The 6,244-nt window shown below is 52.8% G+C and carries 6 protein-coding genes; all 6 read right to left on the bottom strand.

Annotation, left to right across the window (positions count from 1 at the left end; genetic code table 11):
• Positions 1-90: 90 nt before the first annotated feature.
• The gene (locus AD948_RS00660; protein ID WP_061470271.1) at positions 91-1,242 is read right to left on the bottom strand and encodes a hypothetical protein; all 1,152 of its coding nucleotides are present in this window, start codon (positions 1,240-1,242) and stop codon (positions 91-93) included.
• 276 nt (positions 1,243-1,518) lie between these two features.
• The gene (locus AD948_RS00655) at positions 1,519-2,835 is read right to left on the bottom strand and encodes a glycoside hydrolase family 28 protein (RefSeq protein WP_006559719.1); all 1,317 of its coding nucleotides are present in this window, start codon (positions 2,833-2,835) and stop codon (positions 1,519-1,521) included.
• Between the two features lie 113 nt (positions 2,836-2,948).
• The gene (locus AD948_RS00650; protein ID WP_061470270.1) at positions 2,949-4,319 is read right to left on the bottom strand and encodes a hypothetical protein; all 1,371 of its coding nucleotides are present in this window, start codon (positions 4,317-4,319) and stop codon (positions 2,949-2,951) included.
• A 331-nt stretch (positions 4,320-4,650) separates the two neighbouring features.
• Positions 4,651-5,034, bottom strand: a complete 384-nt coding sequence (locus AD948_RS00645) for a type II toxin-antitoxin system VapC family toxin (RefSeq protein ID WP_006560236.1) — start codon at positions 5,032-5,034, stop codon at positions 4,651-4,653.
• Positions 5,031-5,369 carry a type II toxin-antitoxin system Phd/YefM family antitoxin gene (locus AD948_RS00640; RefSeq protein ID WP_193352942.1) on the bottom strand — a complete coding sequence of 113 codons (339 nt, stop codon included), beginning with the start codon at positions 5,367-5,369 and terminating at the stop codon, positions 5,031-5,033. Before AD948_RS00640 ends, AD948_RS00645 begins: the two co-directional genes overlap by 4 nt.
• 8 nt (positions 5,370-5,377) lie before the next feature.
• Positions 5,378-6,016 (bottom strand): tyrosine-type recombinase/integrase, encoded by a 639-nt coding sequence (locus AD948_RS00635; protein WP_012813326.1) that lies wholly within the window; start codon positions 6,014-6,016, stop codon positions 5,378-5,380.
• Between the last annotated feature and the right edge of the window lie 228 nt (positions 6,017-6,244).

Below are 6,244 nucleotides of genomic sequence, written 5' to 3'. Positions count from 1 at the left end.
ACTTTCGTACGCCTCGCGGCGCCCGAAACCCTTCAGGGGAAGCAGTTCGTCCGCTTTAGCTATCCGCATGACTACACCCGACTTTATTAATCACGAATGGCGACCAGATAACTTAGGGCTGCTCGTTCGCTTTGATGCTGTTTCGATATCGTCGCTAAGTTCGGACGTGCCCGGCGATTCGCTCGTCTCATTGCGAGTAGTTGCACGGGGTTTTCGACGAGATTTCAGACAAAAATTGCTCGATAGCGGCAGTTCAAAAGGCCAAACGAAATGGTTAGTAATGAGCTGATAGACGCGGCTCACGCTAACGGTCAGATCGTGAATGACGGCTTCGAGCTTTTCTCGATCAAGATTAATGTCGAATTGCATGCCGTGAATCAGGGCATGCCTACGAGTGACAAGATGTTCCATCCGCTCCAGAAGGTTTACCTTCCGATGACGATAAGGTCGTTTTAAAGGGGCCAGAACATCAAGTTTGCTGTCTATATCGTTGAAATTACGTCCAATTGCTGCGAGACGCTGGAATGGGAGAGTTTCCGCGGCCGCTTCTTCAACGGTTAATCTGCCGTCAGAGATGAGTGATAGTTGCTCGCCTGATAATCGAATACCTTTAAGGATCGACGCCTTTCGACACGAATAGGTCAGAAGCGCAATATATGTGCTTTTGAAATAGTCCTCCAGCGCGCTAACCAAATAGATCGGTATGATGTTACTGATGAAAACCTCGGGATTGAGCTCGCGCATCTGAGGCCAGATCTTTTCCATCGGCTGTAGGCAGTTATGTTCTGGGAGGCTGAAGCCTTGATGGAGATACATGTTCACTCTAGTCAGGTTCCGGTCAAATCTCTGTATCGCTAGATAGCATCCAGATGCTGCTGGCGGCACCGGTGGCCCGGGATCATAGCCATCGCCGTTCCCGCCGTCCCTGACGGCCGATCCGCCAAATCGGCGGCGAAATTCACGGACGGTCTTGTTTTGCATCGTGAAATCATAGTGGCTTCGGCCAACGCGAGTTCGCGTGTGGACATAAACAGCATTGCGCTCGGATGAGATGCCAATCGACATCTCGATAGGCTCCCAAGATTTGTAGTCCTTGCCCTCGTAATAGATGAGAGAGAATGTTCCGGGTGAGCCTAAATGGGCATAAGTGCCATCCCGGATGTAACCTAAGAGTTCGGCGAATTCGATTGCGTGCCGCTGGGTGACGCCCTTCGGTAGATAGTTTGTAGTTTCATAGCTCATGAATCTATCCCTATTTTCAAACCGCTATTGTGAAAAGTGCAAAGAAAATCTCAATGGCAATATAAAGCTACGGGAGTCAGTTTTAATTACATACAATAAGGTCGTTTCTTTCGCATTTTGGCTTCCCGACACCGGAACTCCTGCCCGATAATCAATGACAGCTATCGAGAACCCCAGATCTCAGCCTGAACGGCTGGTATGTAGGCGACTGCCGCCTGTCTGTTTTGTGTTGTTTTGTTTTGCGTCGACAGACGGTCAATCATGACGAGCAAAAACTCATTCATGAACGCTTCTCTCATCTGGGCAGCGCAGATCTGATCCGTCAATATGCACAGCAGATCCACACTGAAGAACTGGAGCCGTCTGGACTGCAAACGTACTTTCAGAGGCCCGTCCGCTAACATGACTAAACTGAAGCCCCTTCCGGGCCGATAGTCGAATATTTCTCAAAGTCAGTCCCTCAATCGGCGCTTCGGGCAATCCCAACACAACCCCCGCAGTCTCCGCATTTTTCGCCGTCAGATCGGTAATGGTGACATCGTGAATATGCGGGGTTGTTGACGTTACCGGAGCAGCGGGATCGGTCATTGAGACAGTCTTCTGGGTTCCACCGGGCTGCCCTGCATAATAATCACTGATCGACAGCGGAGCGCGGACATGATTCATCATCACATGTTCCGCGCTAATCCAGCCAATATCTCCCCCACGATCTCGTCCAGACTTAATCCGCAGCCCGGACAGCGTGTTCTGAAACGATACGTCAGAAATTCTGATATGATGGGCCCCATTGGCCAGTTCACTGCCAATAGACAGACCGTGCCCTTCGCCAAAGCGAGACTGTGTAATGCTGATATCACTCACGGCTCGTCCCGGTTGCCTCAAACCGGACTTGATGGCGATATTGTCATCCCCCGTCGCAATATCGAGAGTGCTCATCGTGACATGATCCGAGGAGACAAGATCAATACCATCGGTATTCCGAGACGAGGCCGGGTTGCGGATCGTGAGATGATCGATCTTGATCTGGCTGGACTCCCTTACAACGACCGTCCACATCGGAGAATTGGTCGCCGTAACGCCTGAGATCCGTCCATGCTGCACATGCGAAAACTCAATCAGCCAAGGACGTGGTAGGCCATTAGCAGCAGGAACCCCCGGATAGTCTGGCCCGTAAGGTAAAGGACCTGAGGTCTGCGTCTTGTGCGCCCGCACCGCTTGAGGCCACCAGACAGCAGCCCCATTCCCATCAATATGGCCCTGACCGGTTATAGCCACGTCCTGAACATCAATCGCAGAAACAAGGGCTTCACCGGGCTGCGCTGCTTTCCCCAGAAAGGCCCAGTGGAATAGACGCGTGTCCGAACTCCCCAGAAGGGTACTTCCCTGCCCCAGATTCAGCGTGACATGGTTTTTGAGAGATAAAGGTCCGCTCAACCATGTTCCTGACGTCAACGACACCATGCCACCGCCTGCCTCGCTACAGGCTGTAATGGCACGTTGAATGGCCGGACCGTCATTGGTGCGGCCATCATGCCGTGCACCATAGGTAACAGGATCACAGCGAGACGAAGCGGCATGACTGGGTATGGGCATGCACAACAACGCCGCGACTATCCCACCTAAAACGAGGCGCGTGCCTCTCATGGAGTGGCGACCTAAAACACATCTTTGGCCCGACTGGTTGCGTTTGTGAGCAGCGCTCCCCTTCACTTTCGCAACCCCTTGATACCCAGCTCTTCCCACATCCAGTCAAAGCTGAAAGAGGCCCCTGCCTCCTCACGCCCCAGGCCTGCTGTCGTGGCTTCAATCTGCTTCAACCAGGCCGCGACTTTCTTCTTCCCCGCCGCTGTTTTAACAGCCTGCCTCGGCGTGACATGCCCAAGCCCCGGAACAACCTCATCCAGAACACGGCGATAATGCTGCTCAAAAACAGCAGCCAAAATTTCCGCTTCCTCTTCGAGCGGGATCTCGTCTTCAAGCACGTCCCCTCGGCCAGAGGTCCGCTGTTCTTCTAAAGCCTGCTCGGCGGTCATAATCTGTGTTAGAGGAGATCCAATCAGGCTTCCCAAGGCGTTGCGGAGTACAGCCGTGCCTTGCTCAGCCCGTGTTTTTGAGTTGACCTGCAATCTCAGCTGATGGCCTTTCAGTTCCAGAGTCCCCAGAACAAGACCACCATCATCCAACGTGGTGCTCAAAAACTGAGCTTTGCTGTCGCCTGCCTTAGAATGGGCCTCAGGAACATGGTCCCCAGCCTGACGCGTCCAATTCCAGATCATGCGCCCCGCATGCTGCAAACAGGGTATCGTCTTCAAAACCTTGGCAATGCTCTTCTGGGTGCTTCCCTTGCTGAGAGGAAAACACACGTCATGAAAGACCAGGTCTTCGCCATCGCCGTTAAACAGAACGGGTGGCTCAGAGGCGCTCACCATGTTTTCCATGGTTCTAAAGAGCCAGGTCAACGTAAAGACCGGAGCCAGATCGCGGAGCACCTCTGTTTTGATCTTTGGAAACTCAGCCTGACCTCGCTTACGCTTGAGAACATCGCGCAAATTCTCAGCCAGATATTCGCAAGCCTGCGGCGAATATGCCAACAGACTCCCTGCCAAAACCATTTTACCGTCTTCGGGAACAAGGCGCGCCGCGATGCGCGCCCAAGGCTTCAAGGACTGTGTGGCTGAGCGTTCATGAACCAGAACAGGGTCACCACCCCGCAACAGGTCACGCACCATCATGCTTTGACCCGGCACGATCTGCGAAACCTCATACAGGCTCATGACGGCCTCTTTGAGGCCCCGCATATAAGTACTTTTACGTGGACCTTCTTTCCAGCCCCGTCGTTTCAGATAGACTTCAACGAAATTTTCGTTATCCCATTCCTGTCCCAAGAAATCTTCGAAGGCACAGCCCCAGAGTGACATCGCCGCACCCTGCCCTAGGATATCTTCCAGGTCTTCGAAGCTGATATCCGCCGCCTCTAAAGCCGGTCCCAAATGCTCACCCAACACCTCTTCAAAGCAGGATTGCCACTGATCCTGCTTCAGATATCCGATAAGCCCTGTCAGATTGTCAGCGTTCATAAATGCGACGACTTTCACTATTTTTCTGCGGCGGAACGGCAAACACCATGTTTACCCGAGAGCCTGACTCAAAAAGCGGTCTGATTGATTTTTCGCATCATTCTGCGTATATAAGCAATAATGAGACATGCCTGTGAGGCTTGGGGATTCGGCAAACAGCATCGCCTTAACGAAACGCGTGCTTATCTCCCCGATTTTACCTTAAAATTATAAATCTCACTATCGGCCCAACCCGCCTGCAAGAGATCGTGCGGCTCATGTCCGTTATGCGGAAAGCTGTTCGTCGGTGTGTATGTCAAATATGAGGCGTGTTCTGAAGGCAGTTTCTGCTTCACGAACAGCGTATTCTCTTGATGGGGTAATGATCCATTTGTCCGTCTTCCGAAAGAAATGTGGCGTGTTCAGCTTGCGCCTGCGCCATAAGGAGATGGTCAAACGGATCACGATGATGCAGAGGCAAAGACATCAGGATCTGCAGGTGTTCGGGCTGTATTTGTAATAGAGAGAAACCTTCTTCAGGAATGGCTGCCAGAATATCGTTCATATCCGCATCCAGCTTTCCGATACGGATTTTGATCGCAATTTCCCAGAGTGACACGATACTCACCAGAATATCGTGAACCGGGTCTGCGATGATTTCCCGTGCAGTCTCACCCAGCCGGTCGGAGTCCGAAAGCCACCACAGCAACGCATGCGTATCAAGCAGAACCTTCACAGGTCGCGTTCCATGCTTTCAAGAAGGTCCGTCGGTGTCTCATCAAAATCTTCGCTTATTCTGATCCGTCCGCGCAATGCGCCGGGTTGACGACGGGGGCGATAGGAAGAGGCTGGCGGTCGCAGTTCGGCTACGACCTGGTCATGAGACGTCACCAAGATCGTACTGCCCTGCCTGACCTGACGCAGATACGCTGTCAGGTTTCCCCGGAACTCCCGAACACCGATTTTCTGTGGTAATGGTGCGTTGTCTGAAAGATGCTGGCTCATGGTCTCCTCCCCATGTGTCATCATAACATGTACACATAGGGAGGAGGTAGAGAATTCCTGAGGCATATTCGATTTCAGAGATCAGTGGCTTCCGACAGTGCCAGAGCGTCCTCGACATCCACCCCAAGGTATCGAACCGTACTATCCAGTTTTGAATGACCCAGCAGGATCTGCACGGCCCGGATATTACCGGTTCGTTTGTAAATCATGGCAACCTTAGTCCGGCGGAGCGAATGAGTTCCATATTCCCCGGCGATCAATCCCACCGCCTGAACCCATTGATCCAGAAGCCGGGCGTATTGCCTTGTGCTCAGGTGAGCTTTGGCGCTTAGGCGACTTGGAAAAACATACTCATTCAAGCCACCACCTCGATGTTCCAGCCACGCCCGCACGCTTTCCCGCGTTGTTTCTGTAATTTCGAATTGCACAGGTCGCCGGGTTTTCTGCTGGACGACCATGGCTCGGTGGCGCACCTGACCACTGGTAACGATGTCGCCGATACGAAGGCTGACAAGATCGCAGCCTCTGAGTTTGCTATCGAGAGCAAGATCAAACAAAGCTCTGTCTCTGACACGCTGTTCGCTCCCCAGCCAGAACCGAATAGCCCAGACGTGCTTTTCTTTGAGCGCCCGCTTGGCGCCAACCATTTTTCCTGCATTCCAAGGCACGGACGCCTTCAGCGTAGGCGATGGAAAACGCGTTTTCTTTTCCATGATACTTTCTCCTGATCAGCTGCACATGCAGCAATCAGAAGTCTGGAGGAGGACATCGGCGGATAACGAGAATTATTGCCGACCGTCCGCTTTTCGGAAACTGGAACGGCTCTTCTTTTGACCGAGATGAGGGCGCCTGCCGCCTGTCTGCTCCTGCGTCACTGAGCGGAAAGGCAGATCAGGGGGGGGGAACGAACCCGCTACGCGGGATTGGTGCGGTGTGCAGGT

Origin of the sequence: Acetobacter senegalensis (assembly GCF_001580995.1) — a bacterium.
Classification (GTDB): Bacteria; Pseudomonadota; Alphaproteobacteria; order Acetobacterales; family Acetobacteraceae; genus Acetobacter; species Acetobacter senegalensis.
This window is presented reverse-complemented; position numbering and strand designations above follow the sequence as displayed.

Bases quoted from the DNA above. Each gene is read 5' to 3' on its own strand.
- AD948_RS00660 (WP_061470271.1), bottom strand. From the start codon at position 1,242: ATGAGCTATGAAACTACAAACTATCTACCGAAGGGCGTCACCCAGCGG.
- AD948_RS00640 (WP_193352942.1), bottom strand. From the start codon at position 5,369: ATGCCTCAGGAATTCTCTACCTCCTCCCTATGTGTACATGTTATGATG.
- AD948_RS00635 (WP_012813326.1), bottom strand. From the start codon at position 6,016: ATGGAAAAGAAAACGCGTTTTCCATCGCCTACGCTGAAGGCGTCCGTG.
- AD948_RS00650 (WP_061470270.1), bottom strand. From the start codon at position 4,319: ATGAACGCTGACAATCTGACAGGGCTTATCGGATATCTGAAGCAGGAT.
- AD948_RS00655 (WP_006559719.1), bottom strand. From the start codon at position 2,835: ATGCCCATACCCAGTCATGCCGCTTCGTCTCGCTGTGATCCTGTTACC.